The organism is Rhodovulum marinum (assembly GCF_004343075.1).
Lineage (GTDB): Bacteria > Pseudomonadota > Alphaproteobacteria > Rhodobacterales > Rhodobacteraceae > Rhodovulum > Rhodovulum marinum.
Genome location: NZ_SLXP01000001.1, coordinates 15,754 through 30,276, shown reverse-complemented (window position 1 = coordinate 30,276; position 14,523 = coordinate 15,754). Strand labels below are relative to the sequence as shown.

Sequence of the window (14,523 nt, the reverse complement as noted above, 5' to 3'; positions counted from 1 at the left end):
GTGATTAACGATTTGTGGGGGTGTAGTGTCATGGCTGAAAGGTCCGAGTATATCGAGCAAATCCACGAGATCACGCGGGGCTGGAGTGACGAGGCTCTCTATGCTCTTGCGCGTGATCTCAAGCGTCGTGATCCCGTCCCGGGGCCGGTCGAGCCGACAGATTCTTGACCGTTGCTGCGAGCTCTTCCGGGGAAAGCTCTGAAAGCACCTTTTGGAGTTCCAGGCGCCCGGGTGTGACGCTTCCGGGGGTGTGCAGAATTCCGATCGGGATATCGAGCACGTCGCAGACCCGTAGGAGGTTCGCGTAGGAGATCGAGCTCTTCCCACGAAGAAACGCGCCGAGCGCGTTCACGCTGAGATCGGCCGCCCGGGACACCTCGGCGGCCGTCGTTTCCCGGATCGCAATCGCAATCCGGAGGTTTTGCCGTGCCGTCTGGATGCGCGCTTCGTTCGTCTCGTTACTCATTGACCGTTTCCCTTGCTGCATGGTCGCCGTTTCCGGGCGTATGCGCGCACAAAATAATGGGAAGCGCACCATGTCCAAAGGTGAGGTATTCCAGACGCGAGAAAATGTGTTGACGGCCGCGGAATTCACAACATAGGGTGAGCGTCACAATTATTTGTGACGAGGCACCCGTGACAGAGAACCCGAACACCCTTCCAGATGCGGCCAGGTTCCGCGCTTGGCTCGCTGATTCGATGCGGGCGGCCGGCCTTCCTGCCTCCCGCCTGTCTCTCCGCTCCGGGCTTTCCGTGAATACGGTCGGCCGAATTCTCAACGCGGAGTCGGACCTCACGCTCGGAACGGCCGCGAAGCTGGAGCGCACGCTCCGGGCTCTCGCCGCCGAGGCGGACGTCGAGCTTCCCGCGCTCGTGTCGGGCGTGCCGTCATGAGCGACGATCTCCTCCTCTCGCGCCTCTCGCCGGCCGAGCGCCGGGCGATGGAGGCGCTCGCCGTCGAGGCTGGATTTCCCGCGCAGGAGATCGCCGCGGAAATGGTCGCGGCATATCTGCGCCTTGTCCTCGACGCCCCCCGGGCGCTCCCGGATCGCCCGCTCCTCGGCCTGATCCGCCGCGCGAAGGCGCGCCGCCATGGATAGGCCGCTCCCCCTCAACACCCGGAGCACGCCGGCCGGGGATCGCGACTATTTCCCGACCCCGCCTTGGGCGACCCGGGCGCTCTGCGAGGCGCTCTCCGGGCGCGGGCTTCTTTTCGGCTCGACCGTTTGGGAACCCGCGTGTGGCGAGGGCTACATGAGCCGGCCGCTCGGCGAGTATTTCCGCGAGGTTCGCTCGACCGATATCGAGGATTGTCGCGACGCCTTTCCGGATCAGGACGGGGTGGTCGATTTCCTTCTTGACTGGCCGGACCCCAGCGCCCCGCCGGCCTCTGACTGGATCGTGACGAATCCGCCTTTCAACCGGGCCGAGGAGTTCTTCGAGCTCGCCTATCGCCGCGCCCGGGTCGGCGTGGCCTTCTTCGTTAAGCAACAGTTCCTAGAGGGGATCGGCCGATATCGCTCGATCTTCTCCCGGCATTGGCCGCGCCTGATCCTGCAATTCGCCGAGCGGGTGCCGCTGGTGAAAGGCCGGGTCGATCCAGAGGCGGGCACAAATCAGGCTTATATCTGGATCGTTTGGATCAAGCGCGATCGCTTCGGGGCGCTCGACCTCGATCCGCACGCCGCCCCCGAATTCGGCTGGATCGGGCCTTGCCGCAAGCGGCTGGAGCGCCCCGACGACTATCCCGCCCCCGCACCCCCGGCGCCGAGCGCGCCGACCGAGCTCCTCGCCCTCATGGGCGAGGCCCCCGCGGCCGCGGCCGCTTCGCACGAGGAGAGCAACCCGTGACAATCCAAGACAGAACCCCCGCCCCCGCCGATCTCGGCCGCGAACGCGCGCGCCGTGTCCTCCCGTCCCTCCTGCATCCCGGCGCGCTCCTGATCGCCGCCCCGGGGCTTCCGAGGGCGAGCGTCGTCGTCGCCGCCGGCGATGCCGTGGAAACCGTCGAGTCCTTCGACGTGGCGATCGTGGACGATCTCGCCGCGGCCGGCTGGGTCGAGCTCATCGATCCGGGCGCGACGCTTGCGCAATACCGGATCACGCCCGCGGGCCGCGGCGCCGCCAAGGGCGCGGACCGCGATCCCGCTCTCGGCGACAATGGCGCCGAGTCGATCGACCCGCTCGACCGGCTCCGCCGCAGCGACTCCCATCCGCTTCGCCGGCTGACCGATCGCGAGCTCGCCGCCGCCGCCCATGTGCGCGCGCTTCACGCCGCCGCAGGCTTCGAGGCCGAGGAGCTCCTCGCGGAGTGGCAATCCTTCCTTGACGAGGGGGAATGGCCGGGCGATCTCGACGGCCTGCCCGATCCGGTCGCCTTCGCGCGCTCGCGCTTGCGCGGCCTTCTCGCCGAGCTCGGGCCCGATCTCGGGTGCTCGGTTGCGCGCGTGGTGTGCCTCTGGCACCTCCTGACCCGTTTCGAGTCCGATATGGGGCTTCCGGCCCGCTCCGGGAAGGCGATCGTCAAGGCCGCGCTGCGCCGCGTCGCCCGCCATGTCTCCGCCCTTCCGCCGCGCGGCGCGTCGCGGGCGCTCTGCGGCGATCTCCCCGCTCCCTCGCGCATCCGTGCCGAGATCATGGCGCGCCCGGAGGGCGAGCGGCTCGATTACGCGATCGAGCTCCTCGAATACATCGCCGGCCCCGACGAGATCGACGCGACCCGGCTCGCCGAGCTCGGCCTTCGCCTCTCCCCGGCCCAGGTCCGACTCCTCGCCGCGCTCGATCGCCGCCGCGGCCGGCCCGTGAGCCGCGAGGCGCTCGGCGCCGCCGGCGCGTCGCGGCGGTCCCTCTCCGAGGACGAGGGGCCGAAGGAGAACGTCCTCGACGTGCACGTCTCCCACCTTCGCAAGCGTATCCGCGAGGCCGGCCTTCCGATCGAGATCAACGCGGTCTGGGGCTTCGGCTATCGGCTCGACGCGCCGGCCGATCTCGATCTCGGCCTCGTGCCGCTCACGATCTGATCGCTCTTCTGTCCCCCTCGAAACACGAAAGGCGCTTTCCATGGCGAAATCAATCAACCGCGTGCAGCTCCTCGGGCACCTCGGCCGCGATCCGGAGGTCCGATCCTTCCCGAATGGCGGCAAGGTCTGCAATTTCCGCTTGGCGACCTCCGACAGGTGGAAGGACCGCAACACCGGCGAACAGCGCGAGCGGACCGAATGGCACACGATCGCGATCTTCAATGAGGCGCTTGTCCGGGTCGCGGAGCAATACCTCCGCAAGGGCTCGAAGGTGCTCGTCGAGGGGCGGCTCGAAACGCGGAAATGGCAGGACCAGAGCGGACAGGACCGCTATTCGACCGAGATCGTCCTCCGCCCCTACAATGGCGACTTGATCCTCCTCGACGGCCGATCCGGGCAGGGCGACGGCGGCGGCTATGGTGGCGCCGGGGCCGGCTACGGCGGCCCGGATGATCGCGGCCCCGCCGCGTCGGGCGGGCCGGGGCCGGGGCCGGCCGGCGATCTCGACGACGAAATCCCCTTCTGAGGGCGCGGCCATGGGCTCCGATCCGAGGATCGAGATCGCGAAGGCAATGCCCATGCGGGAGGTGATCGAGCGCCTCCCGCTGGAGGGGCTCCGGCGCGACGGGCGCGAGCTCGTCGGGCCCTGCCCGCGCTGCGGCGGGCGGGACCGTTTCGGGATCAATCTCGATCGCGGTCTCTTCCTGTGCCGGGTCTGCGGCGCCAAGGGGGACGGGCTCGACCTCGCGCAGCATGTTCTAGGCTGCGATTTCAAGGGCGCGCTGGATCACCTCGCCGGCGCCGCGATCGAGGTCGATCCCGCCGAGCTCGCGCGCCGCAAGGCTCGCGCCCGGGCCGAGCGCGCCCGGCAGGAGGCCGAGGCCGCCCGCTATCGCGAGGCCGCGATCCGCGACGCCGCGACGATCTGGAGCTCCGCCAGGTCGCCGGCCGCCTCGCCCGTGGTCGAATATCTCGCCGCCCGTGCGATCCGGCTCCGCGAGCTCCCGAAATCGCTCCGCTTCAAGCCGGATCACCCCTATGTGCGCAAGATCGGCGGGCGGCTCGTCACGCTGCACCGCGGCCCCTGCATGATCGCCGCGATCCAAGGGCCGGACGGGAGGCTCGCGGCGGTGCATCAAACATGGATCGATCTCTCCAAGCCCTCGGCGAAGGCCGAGATCGTCGATCCGGAGACGGGCGAGGCGTTCCCGGCGAAGATGGTCCGGGGCTCGAAGAAGGCCGGCGCGATCCGTCTCGGCGGCGACCCGTCCGCCGGCGTGCTCGTGATGGGCGAGGGGATCGAGACGACCCTCTCGGCGCGCGTTATCGCCCCTCTCGGTCCCGCGGTCTATTGGGCGGCCGTCGATCTGGGCAACATTTCCGGCCGGATGCTTCCGCCGCGCAACTCGGGCCAGCCCGACCCCGCCGACGATCGCGCCTTCGTCCCGCCGCCATGGGTGCGGCGGCTCGTGCTGATCCAAGACGGCGACAGCGATCCCGAAGCGACCCGCGCGAAGCTCCTCTCCGGGCTCCGCCGCGCGCAATCCGCGATCCCCGGCCTCGCCGGCGAGATCGTGCATCCCGGCGCCGGCCGGGACCTTAACGACCTATTGCGAGAGCTCGGCGACAAGCCGGGCCGGACCGAGGAGAGCACAACGTGAAGATGGACGCGAGAGACGCGCTCGCCCGGGCCTTCGAGGAGGCCGAGCAATTCCCGCCGGCCGATTCCGGCGGGCCCGGAGCGATCCCGCCCGACCCGCAGGAGGAGCCGATCGAGTCGCGATGCGCGGCGCTCCCGCTGAACGACTACGGGAACGGGCAACGCTTCCTCGCGCATTTTGGCGAGGATTGCCTCTTCGTCCCGCGCGTCGGCTGGCACCGCTGGACGGGCCAGGTCTGGCGGCTCGACGAGGACCGGATCGACGTCCGCGCGCTGGCGCATCGGATCGGCGAGCGCATCCTCGCCGAGCTCCCGTGGATCGCGCTCGAAGATTGGGAGCGGTCCGCGATCGAGGCCGAGGAGCGGGCGAGCGAGGAGCTCGAAGCCCTCTATCGGAAGGACGACCCCACGCGGGCCGATCGCCGTCGGATCAAGGAGCTAGAGGAGCTCGTGAAGGAGGGGAAGGAGGCGCGGAAGGCGCTCGGCGCTCGCAAGCGGTCGCATCGGGCGCACGCCAAGAGCTCGGGGAACACGGCCGCCATAAACAACATGCTCACCGAGGCGAGCGTCTCGGTCGCCGTGCCGCTCAATCGCCTCAACGCGGACCCGCTCGTCGTCAACACCCGCTCGGGGCTGATCCGCTTCCGAAAGGCGGTCGATCCGCACGAGGCGGCGTGGGCGAAGGACGGCGAGGAGGTCCCGGAGCGGTGGGGTTTCGAGCTCCTCCCGCATGATCGCGAGCACCTCGTCTCGAAGATGATCGCGGCGGACTATGACCCGGGCGCGGCGGCTCCGACCTTCGAGCGGTTCCTCGCGCGTATCCAGCCGGACCCGGAGCGCCGGGCGTTTCTCAAGCGGTGGTTCGGCTACACCCTGACCGGGCTCACGACCGAGCAAAAGCTCCTCTTCGCCCATGGCGGCGGGCGAAACGGGAAATCGACCCTCGTCGATCTGATCGCCGAGATCATGTCGGATTATGCGACGACGGTCCCGATCGAGAGCCTCACGGGCGCCGAGCAACGCAAGGGATCGGACGCGACGCCCGACCTCGTGCGCATCCCCGGCGCCCGGATGGTCCGCGCCTCGGAGCCGGAGCAGGGCCAGAGGATGCGCGAGGCGATCGTCAAGGCCCTGACCGGCGGCGAGCCCGTCTTGATCCGGCGGATGCAACAGGAATTCGTCGAGGTGACGCCGGAATTCAAGCTCACGATCTCGGGCAATCACAAGCCGGAGATCAGGGGCGACGATGATGGAATCTGGCGGCGGGTGATGCTCCTCCCCTTCGACGAGCAAATCCCCGAGGAGGAGGTCGATCCGCTTCTCCCGCGCAAGCTCCGGGCCGAGGCGTCCGGGGTGCTGAATTGGATGATCGAGGGCGCCGTCGAGTGGCTGGAGGGCGGGCTCCAGGTCCCGGCCGCGATCTCAGAGGCGACGCGCGTTTACCGCGAGGAGAGCGACCCGCTCCGGGTTTTCCTCCTGACGCAATGCCATGTGACCGGCCGCGACTCCGACGAGCTCCTCGCGCGCGATCTCGTGGACGGCTTCCGGCTCTGGATGGAGGACACCGGGAACGAGCCTTGGGGGAAGCGCGCCGTTTCCATGCGCCTCGCCAAGGCGGCCGGCATGTTCAAGCACCCGGAGACGGGCGCGACCTTCGCCGCCCGCAAGAAATCCGATTCCTACTATGTCGGGATCGGATTCCTCCCGGAGATCGCCGCGCGCCTCGCGCTGCGTCGGGATCGCGACGCCGGCTATCGCTGATGGCCGGGCCCTGTCACCTCTGCGGCGCGGCCTCCGCGCCCTTCGGCTTTCGTCGGCCCGGGCTCTATACGGAGCTCCGGCCGGAGGAGCGCCGCTATCTGCGGGCCTGTGCGGCGTGCCGCGATGCGGCCGAGGCGCGGTGGCGGAAAGCGTTCAGCTTGAAGGATCAGCCGCGCCACTGTTCGCAGGGCGAGAAGAAGTCGCGTTGCCGAAAGTCGCCATCTACCACAACGCCCCCGAACATTGAAAACCCGACATAGCCGCCCATGGCGTTCTTTCCGTTTACTTCGCCGCAGACGCGCCGCTCGTGCTGGCCGTTGGCGAGTGTAACGTCAACGACTCTCAGGTTGCGAAACTGCGCGCTATTGGGGTCGAGGAAATCCCGCGTCACTTCGGCCTTGATCTCGGACACCAGAGTCGGGCTGGGCTTCACGGGGCTTGATTGCTCGATCTCGGCGAATTGCACGCAGCCGGCAAGGCCGGCCAGGGCAAAAGCATACACGGGGCGCATTCTCTCTCCTGTCGTCTGTAGTCGCGGCCAGCGCGGCCGGGCCTGTCTGCCAAACGCGCGCGGCCTTGTCACGCCCGAAGCGGCCGGGTGCCCGCCCTGTGTTGACTTATTCAGTCGTGGGGCCTATCGTTTCGTAGTGCCGGACGCATCCGGCGCCGGGATTGGCCTCCCGCAGTGACTTAGGCGCTCGCAAAGTCGCGCCGTTTCGGTGCGGCTTTTTTATGGTCGGGCGGGGCAGGAGCTCCTTCGGGGGCGCCGCTTCCTAAGGGCGGTAAGGCCAATCCTGTTCCGTCCGGCCACCCGGGATTGGTCTCCCTTCGGTCGGATCAAACTGACCTTAGGAGAACGCCATGAGTGCCGCACATAAACTGACCCCCGCCGCCGAAGCCCTGACCGCACTGATCTACAAGGCCCAAATGCAGGCACGCACTCTGCGCCTTGCCGGTCAGGGCGCGGCCGATCTTTCGCCCGAAGAGTTCTGCGAAATGGTCGGCGCCGCCGCCTCGATTCTGGAAGATATCCTTGCGGATGCGACTGCTCACTCCGATACTTTGTGCGCTGACATTTTCGCCACGCACCCCGCGGTGCGGGCGGCGCGCCGTGCGCAGGAAAGGGCGGGGGCGTGAGCGTGGCGGCCGAGGTTCCCGCCCGCCAGCCGGTTGTGTTCGCCAGGAATGGTGGCGTGTTCGCCAGCAGCCGGGACGTGGCCGCGTTCTTTGGTAAGCGGCATGACAACGTATTGCGGGATATCGAGAGGCTGATCTCGGAAGAGCCCGCGTTGTTGTTGGGGCCACTCCTCAAATTTGAGGAGTCGTTCATAGAGGTGGAGACCGGCAACGGGACAGCAAGGCGATTCCGCGTATTTGAAATGACGCGGGACGGGTTCACCCTTCTTGCAATGGGGTTCACCGGCCCGCGTGCCTTGCGCTGGAAGCTGTGCTATATTGAGGCGTTCAATCGCATGGAGGCGGCCTTGCAAGGCCAGGCCGCCGCCGCCTCTGTTGCCCCGGATGGATTGGAGCAGGCTCTTTCCGCCTGCCGCGAAGTTCGGTTGACCTGGGGGCGTCGTGCTGCTCAGGACTTCTGGTCCACGAGCGATCTCGTCGGCCTTTACGATCCTGCCAAGCATCACGCCACGCAGGTTTGCGGCGATGGCGACGACCCCTTGCGCGTGTTCCTGTCCACGCAATGCGTCGTGAGCGGAGATAGGGATGATGTTCTGCTTGCCCGCGATCTGATCGCCCGTTTCCGCGCATGGCAGGTCGAGCGGGGCCTTCCCGCCTGGGGACGACGCCGCGCGCAGATCAGGCTTGCGGCGCTTTCCGGCGTTTATCGCGACCCCGAGAGCGGCGCCACCTTTTGCCCTTTCAAGAGTTCGGACAGCTATTACCGCGGCATTGCTTGGCGCTGACCGCCTGCCGCCTGCTCTGGATCGTCCCGTCTCTCCCACGCCCTCGGCCGCCGCGAGGCGGGACGATCGGCAGGGCCGGCTTTTCTGATCCATCGCTCCCGGCGGCGCTGCCACGACCGCCCCGCCAGATCGGCGCCGCCGCCTCGGCCCGGCGCCTCCCGCGCGGCTTCGGCCGCCCCCTTCCCCCATGCCAGAGAAGCGCGATCTCGGTCCGTTGATCCCGTCACGGGATTGAGCGCGGGAGCGAAAAAAGGCGTTGATCCCATGGAAAGTCTATCAAGGACAATGGTTTAGGATGCCTGCGGGATTGACGGGAGCGAAATTCCCGGGGCTCTTCATATGTGTGCGCGGGGTGCGGGGAGCCGGGTTTTTCTTTTATGCGTTATGTCGGATTCTCGATCCCGTCGATCCCGTAGATCAGAAAAAAGAAATAAAAACAGGAATCTGGGTGCGCTGGGGTTGATTTTGTCGGTCCCGTTTCGGTCCCGCGTCGATCCCGTAAATCCCGAAATCAGGGGCTAAAATCACAATATCTTGTGATGTATTGTGCCGGGGAGCACCAAAAGGAGCGGAGAGCATGATCCGGACCCATTCCACGCCGCGGGGCCTCGTTGCGTCCCTGACCCTCGACATACTCGCCGCCGCCGCGGCGTCCCGGCAGGGCGCGGGCGACGGCGCAGGCGAGCGCCCCGCGTCGGGCCTCGCCCGCGATCCCGTCGTCCTCGGCGAGGTGGTGGAGCTCCGCCGCACGCCGGACGGCCGCCAGGTTGAGGAGCCCTTGACCGAGCCGGGCACCCGGACCGCGCTGCGCCGGGAGCCTCCGATCCTCGCCAAGCTCTCGCGCCATGATGGCCGCCGCCTTGCCGCGCTGGCCTATGCGTCCGCGGTCGAGCGGGTCGGGGCCGTCCGCGGCGCGTCGCTCGGCCCGGAGGCGCCCGGCGGATCGTCCGCCGAGGTGCCGGACGGCGGCGCGGCGACGCGGGCGCAGCAGGCCGGAATGGTCCGCCTCGCGCGCGGCACGGTCAACCGCTGGAAATGGTCGCGCGCCCGGCGGGCCTATGTCGAGGGTCCGGCGCGCGTGATCCTCCGCCCCAGCCGCGGCGCCGCTCGCCCGATCACCGCGACCGAGCTCCTCGACGCGATCGCGATAGAGGGCCTCGACATGGCGGCGATCTTGCGCCGCGCCGGCTGGAGCGCGCACTCGAAGCACCGCAAGGCCCTGACCGAATCGGCGGCGGAAATGCTGACCGACCTCGCCGACGCGATGGGCTACGGCAACCGGGTTTCGCGCCCTTGATGTCACCCGGCCGCGGTTTTCTTGACGGCTCGTGTCGCTCTCGTCTAGCGAGTCGAGCAACGTCGCGGATCGCGGCCGTTCGGGGCTCTTGCTCTCCTCGTCTCGCCCTCGCCCCGGGCCCATGCGATCCGCGACGTCCTTCCCGCCAGATCGAGGAGCGCAGGACATGGCGAGCGATCCGCGCCCGTGGCGGCGCCTCTACAAAACCGCGGCATGGCGCCGGCTCTCGACGGCGCAGAAGGAGCGAGAGCCGCTTTGCCGTCTCTGCCTGAAACGCGGTTTCGCCAATGACGGGAGCCTCACCTCCGCAGGCGCGCCCCAGAGCAACCCACGCCGCCGCCACGTCGTCGCGGATCACATCGTCCCGCACAAGGGCGACGAGGCGCTCTTCTACGATCCGGACAACCTGCAAACGCTTTGCCCTGACGATCACGATCGGAACAAGCAGCGCGAAGAGGTGAAGGGTTTTTCCGAGGAGCGCGGCGCCGATGGCTGGCCCCTCGACCCCCGCCACCCTGCCAACAGGTAGCGCGGCCTCCCGCGCCGCGCGCTTCGCGCAGACCCCGGGGGGAGGGGTCGAAGCGCCACCCGCCCGCCAGAGGACCGGAGGAGGAGCCTTTTTTCGCGCCGAGCGGAAATTGAATAGAGTTCTCCACATGAGAGGGATTGCCACATGAAGGGCCGTAAACCCAATGGGAGCGGCGCCGTCGTCCCCATGCGGGAGGACGGCGCGGCGCCTCACAATCTGGCCGAGCGCGCCCGGTCGCGGATGCTGGAGCTTGAGCCGGGCGACATGAATCCCGATCACCGGGAAATCTACCGCCGCCTCGCGCTCCCGCTCTGCCACCCGACGCGGGATCGGCTCAACGAGGCGAATATTTTCATGTTTCACCAGCTCGTCCGCGTCGTCGCGCGGCACGAGCGACTCCTCCTCGTGATCGAGGAAGAGGGCGAAACCTACACGACGAAAACCCGGGACGGCGAGCAACAGAAAGCCCGCCCGGAGGTCGCCCAGGTCAACGAAACCTTCCGCCAGATTCGGGCCCTCGCCGGCGAATTCGGCATGACGCCCGCGACCGAGCGGAGCCTCACGGCGCCGGGTCAACTCGGCTTCAACTTCAACGATCCTGACGGGACGGGGGATTACCTGACATGAGCCGCGCACACCGGACCGCGGCCGCCGCGGACCCGGTGACGGCGTGGGCCGAGAGCGTGGTCGCCGGGGAGGTGGTCGCGGGGCCCTATATCCGCGCCGCCGCGGCGCGCCACCTTCGCGACCTCGAAGAGGGGCCCGCCCGTGGCCTCGTTTGGGACCTCGACGCGGCGCTCCGCGCGATCCGTTTCTTCCCGAAGATGCTCCGCCTCAACGGCGGACAGTTCGAGGGCCGTCCGTTCAAGCTGCACCCGTCGCAGGCGTTCCGGGTCGGGTCTCTCTTCGGCTGGAAATGGGCGGACGATCACCCGAGCCCGGTCCTTCGCGGGACGCGCCGCTTTCGCCGGTTCTACGACGAAGAGGGGAAGGGGAACGGGAAGAGCCCGCTAATCGCCGGGATCGGTCTTTATATGCTGATCGCGGACGGCGAGGCCCGGGCCGAGGTTTACGCCGCCGCCTCGAAGAAGGATCAGGCGCAAGTCATGTTCCGCGACGCCGTGGCGATGCGGGACCAGTCGCCGGCGCTCTCGCGCGTCGTCTCGGCGCAGGGCGAGAATCCGGTCTGGCAATTGACCTATACCGGCCGGGACGGCGGGAAACGCATCTTCAAGCCGATCTCGGCGGAGGCCGGGCAATCGGGCCCACGCCCGCATTGCGCGCTTTGCGACGAGGTGCACGAGCACCGCTCGCGGGACGTTATCGACATGCTGGAGAGGGGCTTCAAGTTCCGCCGGCAACCGCTCCTCGTCATGGCGACGAATAGCGGGACCGATCGGCGCTCGATCTGTTTCGAGGAGCACACGCACGCGATCAACGTCGTGACCGGCGTCACCGACGACGATACGACCTTCGCTTTCGTTTGTTCGCTCGACGAGGGCGACGATTGGGAAAGTGACCCGTCGTGCTGGATCAAGGCAAACCCGCTCCTCGGCCATACGATCTCGGAGGAGTTCCTCGCCGGCGAGGTGAAGAAGGCCCGCCAGATGCCGGGCAAGCGGAACGGGATCGCCCGGCTCCATTTCTGCCAGTGGACGCAATCCGTCACGGCCGCGATCAAGCGCGAGACGTGGCTCGCGGCTCACGGCGAGGTCGATCCCGAGGAGCTCACCGAGAAGGGCTTCCCGTGCTTCGGAGGGCTCGACCTTTCCCAGGTCCGCGACTTCTCGGCGCTCACGCTCGCGTGGCTCGTCGATCCTACGAAGGACGCCGAGCGGCTCGTCGCGAAAACGTGGTTCTGGACGCCGGGCGATACGCTCCTCGATCGCGCCGCCCGCGACCAAGCGCCCTATGATCTCTGGACGGATCAGGGCTTTATCGAGGCGGTCCCGGGCGAGCGGCTCAAGTATGCGTGGCTCGCCGACGCGATCGGCCGGATCAACGCGCGCTTCTCGCCGGTCGCGATCGCGGCGGACCAATACGGACTCGAGAGGTTGACCGAGAACCTCACCGAGGCCGGGATCACGATCCCCGCGGAAATCCATCCGCAGGGCTACCAAAAGCGGATTCTGGAGAAGGACCCGAACGCCCCGGAGGGCGCGAAGGAAATCTTCCTCTGGATGCCGGACTCGATCAACAAGCTGGAGGAGGCGCTCGGCGACGGGCGCTTGACCGTCGAGCGGAATCCGCTCCTCGACTCCATGGCGGCCTCGGTCACTTACGCCGAGAATCGGACCGGACACCGCATGTTCGACAAGGAGAAGGCTCACGGCCGGATCGACGGGATGGTCTCGCTCGCGATGGCGGTCGGGATGGCGCTTTGCCGCGAGCGGAGCGGCGATCCCGTGTCGCCTTGGGCGGACGCAACCTTTTCGCTGGAGGATTCCCTATGGGATTGAAGAACCTCTTCCGCCGCGCGCCGGCAACCCGCGCGGCCGAGGCCGAAGCGGAGCTCCGCGCCGCGGTCCAGTTCGATCCGGGCTTCGAGGGGCTCCTCCGGATCATCGGCGCCGAGGGGGCCTCGGAGCACGTCTCTTTCAATGAGGCGATCTCGCTCCCTCCGGTTTTCGCGGCGATCAACTTCCTGAGCTCCTCGCTCGCCGCGCTCCCGGTCGCCGTCTATCGGCGGCGGGGGCCCGGCGAGCCCGACGAGCGGGTCGATCACCCGGTCGCCGCCCTTCTCAACGTCGCGGCCAACGATACGACCCCGGCGATCGAGCTCCGCCAGGTCGCGCACGCCGAGCAATTCGGGCCGGGGCGCGGCTATATCTACATAGAGCGCGACCGGACCGGTCTCCCGATCAACCTCTTCCCGCTGGAATATGACCGGACCGCGGTCCGCCGCGACGGCCGCGGCCGGGTCTTTTTCGACTACACCCGCGCGGACGGCCGCGTCGTCACCTATCCGGCGGCCGACGTGATCGACCTCGCTTTCTCCCGGCGGGCCGATCTGATCTCGTCGCGAAACCCGGTTCTGACATGCGCCGGGGCGATCCGGCAGGGTTTGAACGCCTCGCGCTATGCCCTGACGGTTTTCGGGAAGAACGGGATTCCGCCCTATGTGCTGGAGGGCGCCATGCCCTCCGGCGACGCGGCGCGTCGGGCGTCCGACGACGTGGCGAAGGTCGCGCGCCGGCAGGCCGAGGAAGGGAAGCCGATCCTCCCGATCCCCGCCGGCTTCAAGCTGACCCGGCTCGGCGACGATCCGGAAAAGATGCAGTTGACTCCGGTCCAGATTTTCACGGTTCAGCAGGTCGCGCGGATTTACAACCTCCCGCCGGTTTTCCTGCAAGAGCTCTCGACCGGGACCTTCGCGAACACCGAGCAACAGGACCTTCACCTCGTCAAGCACACGCTCTCGAAGCGGGCCCGCCAGAGCGACGCCGAGCTTTCCTTGAAGCTCTTCGGGCGCGATTCCGACCTCTACGTCCGGAGCGATCTCGACGAGCTCGCGAAGGGCGTTTTCAAGGACCGGATCGAGGCGCTCGCCCGGGCTGTGCAGACCGGGCAACTCACGCCGAACGAGGCGCGCGAAATGTCCGGTCGCGAGGCGCTGGACGGCGGCGGTCAACTCTTCATGCAATCCGCGACGATCCCGATCACGCTTATCGAGGACAAAATCCGCGCCGAGATCGCGCGCGGGGTTTCGTCGCCCCAGCCCCCGGAGGACACCGAGGAATGACGAAACAAGAGCGCGAGGTCCGGGCAGGGCTCCCGATCGAGGTCCGCGAGGCGGGCGAGGCCGAGGCCGACGCGGTTCGCGTCTCCGGCTATGCGGCCGTTTTCAGCGAGCCGGCAATGATCGGCGATTTCTTCGAGGAGGTGATCGCGCCCGGCGCCTTCGCCGAGGCGCTCAAGCGCGGCGACGATACGGTCTTTCTCGTCAATCACCGGGATTTGCCGCTCGCGCGCACGAGCTCGGGGACGCTCCGGCTCGCCGAGGATGCGCGCGGGCTCCGGGTCGAGAGCGAGCTCGATCCCGACGATCCCGACGTGAAGCGGATCGTCCCGAAGATGAAGCGAGGCGACCTCTCGAAAATGTCCTTCGCCTTCCGCGCCGTGCGGGAGGAGTGGGACGATAGCGGCGAGGTCCCGCGGCGCACGATCCACGAGGTCGAGCTCTTCGACGTCTCGATCGTGACGGAGCCGGCCTATTCCGGGACCGAGATCGGCCTTCGGTCTCTGGAGGCCGCCCGCGCCGATCGGAGGCCGGACGCCGGCCAGGTCGCAGCCCGCCTCGCGCGGAAGGCGCGCCTCGCCGGGCTCTGACCCGG

Annotated in this window: 17 protein-coding genes; 15 read left to right on the top strand and 2 right to left on the bottom strand. The window is 68.1% G+C overall.

Translation table 11 applies throughout. The features are described 5' to 3' along the window. Positions 1-118: 118 nt before the first annotated feature. Positions 119-466, bottom strand: coding sequence for a helix-turn-helix domain-containing protein (locus EV662_RS00195; protein ID WP_165915468.1), 348 nt, complete (start codon positions 464-466; stop codon positions 119-121). 170 nt (positions 467-636) lie between these two features. On the opposite strand from EV662_RS00195, the gene EV662_RS00190 reads away from it, so the two are divergent. From EV662_RS00190 to EV662_RS00160, 7 genes are read left to right on the top strand one after another with little or no spacing between them, the layout of a single operon-like run. After that, on the top strand, positions 637-894 hold the full coding sequence (locus EV662_RS00190) for a helix-turn-helix domain-containing protein (protein ID WP_132460120.1): 258 nt from the start codon (positions 637-639) through the stop codon (positions 892-894). Continuing rightward, positions 891-1,100, top strand: a complete 210-nt coding sequence (locus EV662_RS00185) for a hypothetical protein (RefSeq protein WP_132460119.1) — start codon at positions 891-893, stop codon at positions 1,098-1,100. Before EV662_RS00190 ends, EV662_RS00185 begins: the two co-directional genes overlap by 4 nt. Further along, entirely contained in the window at positions 1,093-1,851 is a 759-nt protein-coding gene (locus EV662_RS00180; RefSeq protein ID WP_207903562.1) for a hypothetical protein, read from the top strand. The genes EV662_RS00185 and EV662_RS00180 overlap by 8 nt, the downstream gene beginning before the upstream one ends. Then, positions 1,848-3,020 carry a DUF6456 domain-containing protein gene (locus tag EV662_RS00175; RefSeq protein ID WP_132460118.1) on the top strand — a complete coding sequence of 391 codons (1,173 nt, stop codon included), beginning with the start codon at positions 1,848-1,850 and terminating at the stop codon, positions 3,018-3,020. Before EV662_RS00180 ends, EV662_RS00175 begins: the two co-directional genes overlap by 4 nt. A gap of 40 nt (positions 3,021-3,060) precedes the next feature. Continuing rightward, the gene (gene ssb, locus EV662_RS00170) at positions 3,061-3,546 is read left to right on the top strand and encodes a single-stranded DNA-binding protein (RefSeq protein ID WP_132460117.1); all 486 of its coding nucleotides are present in this window, start codon (positions 3,061-3,063) and stop codon (positions 3,544-3,546) included. 10 nt (positions 3,547-3,556) lie between these two features. After that, the gene (locus EV662_RS00165) at positions 3,557-4,681 is read left to right on the top strand and encodes a DUF7146 domain-containing protein (protein ID WP_132460116.1); all 1,125 of its coding nucleotides are present in this window, start codon (positions 3,557-3,559) and stop codon (positions 4,679-4,681) included. A gap of 2 nt (positions 4,682-4,683) precedes the next feature. Then, a complete protein-coding gene (locus EV662_RS00160; RefSeq protein ID WP_243695751.1) occupies positions 4,684-6,441 on the top strand; it encodes a DNA primase family protein in 1,758 nt (585 codons plus the stop codon). 166 nt (positions 6,442-6,607) lie between these two features. On the opposite strand, the gene EV662_RS00155 is transcribed toward EV662_RS00160, so the two are convergent. Further along, entirely contained in the window at positions 6,608-6,952 is a 345-nt protein-coding gene (locus tag EV662_RS00155; RefSeq protein ID WP_132460114.1) for a hypothetical protein, read from the bottom strand. A gap of 350 nt (positions 6,953-7,302) precedes the next feature. Here EV662_RS00155 and EV662_RS00150 point away from each other — a divergent pair, with 350 nt between their 5' ends. The 8 genes from EV662_RS00150 (at position 7,303) to EV662_RS00115 (ending at position 14,518) form a co-directional block, all read left to right on the top strand. Then, entirely contained in the window at positions 7,303-7,578 is a 276-nt protein-coding gene (locus EV662_RS00150) for a hypothetical protein (protein ID WP_132460113.1), read from the top strand. Next, entirely contained in the window at positions 7,575-8,363 is a 789-nt protein-coding gene (locus EV662_RS00145; protein WP_132460112.1) for a Rha family transcriptional regulator, read from the top strand. The genes EV662_RS00150 and EV662_RS00145 overlap by 4 nt, the downstream gene beginning before the upstream one ends. A 577-nt stretch (positions 8,364-8,940) precedes the next feature. After that, positions 8,941-9,660, top strand: coding sequence for a hypothetical protein (locus EV662_RS00140; RefSeq protein WP_132460111.1), 720 nt, complete (start codon positions 8,941-8,943; stop codon positions 9,658-9,660). 166 nt (positions 9,661-9,826) lie between these two features. Continuing rightward, positions 9,827-10,189 carry an HNH endonuclease signature motif containing protein gene (locus EV662_RS00135; protein WP_132460110.1) on the top strand — a complete coding sequence of 121 codons (363 nt, stop codon included), beginning with the start codon at positions 9,827-9,829 and terminating at the stop codon, positions 10,187-10,189. A gap of 144 nt (positions 10,190-10,333) precedes the next feature. Next, on the top strand, positions 10,334-10,816 hold the full coding sequence (locus tag EV662_RS00130; protein WP_132460109.1) for a P27 family phage terminase small subunit: 483 nt from the start codon (positions 10,334-10,336) through the stop codon (positions 10,814-10,816). Beyond that, complete coding sequence (locus EV662_RS00125) at positions 10,813-12,648, top strand: terminase large subunit (protein ID WP_132460108.1); 1,836 nt, start codon at positions 10,813-10,815, stop codon at positions 12,646-12,648. Before EV662_RS00130 ends, EV662_RS00125 begins: the two co-directional genes overlap by 4 nt. After that, positions 12,639-13,931: a phage portal protein gene (locus tag EV662_RS00120; RefSeq protein WP_132460107.1), complete on the top strand. Its 1,293-nt coding sequence runs from the start codon at positions 12,639-12,641 to the stop codon at positions 13,929-13,931. The genes EV662_RS00125 and EV662_RS00120 overlap by 10 nt, the downstream gene beginning before the upstream one ends. After that, entirely contained in the window at positions 13,928-14,518 is a 591-nt protein-coding gene (locus tag EV662_RS00115) for an HK97 family phage prohead protease (protein WP_132460106.1), read from the top strand. The genes EV662_RS00120 and EV662_RS00115 overlap by 4 nt, the downstream gene beginning before the upstream one ends. Positions 14,519-14,523 lie beyond the last annotated feature (5 nt).

What these genes read in the sequence shown, in the direction of transcription:
- EV662_RS00195 (WP_165915468.1), bottom strand. Translation starts at nt 466, where the DNA reads ATGAGTAACGAGACGAACGAAGCGCGCATCCAGACGGCACGGCAAAAC.
- EV662_RS00185 (WP_132460119.1), top strand. Translation starts at nt 891, where the DNA reads ATGAGCGACGATCTCCTCCTCTCGCGCCTCTCGCCGGCCGAGCGCCGG.
- EV662_RS00180 (WP_207903562.1), top strand. Translation starts at nt 1,093, where the DNA reads ATGGATAGGCCGCTCCCCCTCAACACCCGGAGCACGCCGGCCGGGGAT.
- ssb (WP_132460117.1), top strand. Translation starts at nt 3,061, where the DNA reads ATGGCGAAATCAATCAACCGCGTGCAGCTCCTCGGGCACCTCGGCCGC.
- EV662_RS00165 (WP_132460116.1), top strand. Translation starts at nt 3,557, where the DNA reads ATGGGCTCCGATCCGAGGATCGAGATCGCGAAGGCAATGCCCATGCGG.
- EV662_RS00160 (WP_243695751.1), top strand. Translation starts at nt 4,684, where the DNA reads ATGGACGCGAGAGACGCGCTCGCCCGGGCCTTCGAGGAGGCCGAGCAA.
- EV662_RS00155 (WP_132460114.1), bottom strand. Translation starts at nt 6,952, where the DNA reads ATGCGCCCCGTGTATGCTTTTGCCCTGGCCGGCCTTGCCGGCTGCGTG.
- EV662_RS00150 (WP_132460113.1), top strand. Translation starts at nt 7,303, where the DNA reads ATGAGTGCCGCACATAAACTGACCCCCGCCGCCGAAGCCCTGACCGCA.
- EV662_RS00140 (WP_132460111.1), top strand. Translation starts at nt 8,941, where the DNA reads ATGATCCGGACCCATTCCACGCCGCGGGGCCTCGTTGCGTCCCTGACC.
- EV662_RS00135 (WP_132460110.1), top strand. Translation starts at nt 9,827, where the DNA reads ATGGCGAGCGATCCGCGCCCGTGGCGGCGCCTCTACAAAACCGCGGCA.
- EV662_RS00130 (WP_132460109.1), top strand. Translation starts at nt 10,334, where the DNA reads ATGAAGGGCCGTAAACCCAATGGGAGCGGCGCCGTCGTCCCCATGCGG.
- EV662_RS00125 (WP_132460108.1), top strand. Translation starts at nt 10,813, where the DNA reads ATGAGCCGCGCACACCGGACCGCGGCCGCCGCGGACCCGGTGACGGCG.
- EV662_RS00120 (WP_132460107.1), top strand. Translation starts at nt 12,639, where the DNA reads ATGGGATTGAAGAACCTCTTCCGCCGCGCGCCGGCAACCCGCGCGGCC.
- EV662_RS00115 (WP_132460106.1), top strand. Translation starts at nt 13,928, where the DNA reads ATGACGAAACAAGAGCGCGAGGTCCGGGCAGGGCTCCCGATCGAGGTC.